Origin of the sequence: Actinotalea sp. (assembly GCF_035443605.1) — a bacterium.
Lineage (GTDB): Bacteria > Actinomycetota > Actinomycetes > Actinomycetales > Cellulomonadaceae > Actinotalea.
Map to the genome: position 1 here is coordinate 1,317 of NZ_DAORSQ010000187.1, position 1,307 is coordinate 2,623.

General features: G+C 72.0%; 1 protein-coding gene. It reads right to left on the bottom strand.

The features are described 5' to 3' along the window. Positions 1-130: 130 nt before the first annotated feature. Positions 131-1,307 (bottom strand): O-acetylhomoserine aminocarboxypropyltransferase/cysteine synthase family protein (locus PKY62_RS12960; protein ID WP_324537612.1); only part of this gene is annotated, 1,177 nt, incomplete at its 5' end.

Genomic DNA, 1,307 nt, shown 5'->3' on the forward strand with positions numbered 1-1,307 from the left:
CGGTTGCCGACGGGGTCACCCTCCCGCCAGGCAGCGCTCGCGGGCAGCGGGGCGTCGGTGGGCACGACGTGCAACCTACCGGCGCCGCCGCGGCGCGCGGAATCCGCTGCCGGGCGGGAGGGCGCGACCATCAGGCGCTCTGGGCGGCCCGGAAGCCGGCCTCGAGGTCGGCCAGGATGTCGTCGATGTGCTCGATGCCCACGGACAGGCGGACCAGACCCGGGGTGACGCCCGACTCGAGCTGCTCGGCCGGCGTCAGCTGGCTGTGCGTCGTCGTCGCCGGGTGGATGACGAGCGAGCGCACGTCACCGATGTTCGCGACGTGCGAGTGGAGCTCGAGGCCGTCGACGAACGCCTTGCCGGCCGCCGCGCCGCCGACGATCTCGAACGCGACGATCGCCCCGGCGCCCCGGGGTGCGTACTTGAGCGCGTTCGCGTGCCAGGGGCTCGACTCCAGGCCCGCGTAGTGCACGGTCGTGACGTCGTCGCGCGCCTCGAGCCAGGCCGCGACCGTCTCCGCGTTCGCGACGTGCCGCTCGATGCGCAGCGACAGCGTCTCCAGGCCCTGGGCGATGAGGAAGGCGTTGAACGGCGAGATCGCCGCGCCGAGATCGCGCAGCAGCTGGACGCGCGCCTTGAGGATGTACGACAGGTTGATCCCGAAGATCCCACCGGCGCCCAGGTCGCGGCCGTAGACCAGGCCGTTGTACGACGGGTCGGGCTGGTTGTAGTTGGGGAACCGCTCGGGGTGCTGGGCGTAGTCGAACGTGCCGCCGTCGACGATGACGCCGCCGATCGCCGTGCCGTGACCGCCGAGGTACTTGGTCGCCGAGTGGATGACGACGTCGGCGCCGTGCTCGAGAGGGCGTACGAGGTACGGCGTGGCGACGGTGTTGTCCACCAGCAGGGGGACGCCGACCTCGTGCGCGACGGCCGCGACGGCCTCGATGTCGAGCACGTCCGCCCTCGGGTTGGGGATGGTCTCGCCGAAGAACAGCTTGGTGTTGGGCTGGACGGCGTCGCGCCACGCCTGCGGGTCGTGCGGGTCGGTGACGAACGTCGTGGTGATGCCCAGCTTCGGCAAGGTGTGGTGCAGCAGGTTGTACGTGCCGCCGTACAACGAGGGGCTGGCGACGACGTGGTCGCCGGCCTCGGCGATGTTGAGGATCGCGAGTGTCTCTGCCGCCTGGCCCGAGGCGAGCAGCAGCGCGCCGACGCCGCCCTCGAGCGAGGCGATGCGGTCCTCGACGGCGCTCTGCGTCGGGTTGCCGAGCCGGGTGTAGATGGGGCCGAGGTCCGCCAGGGCG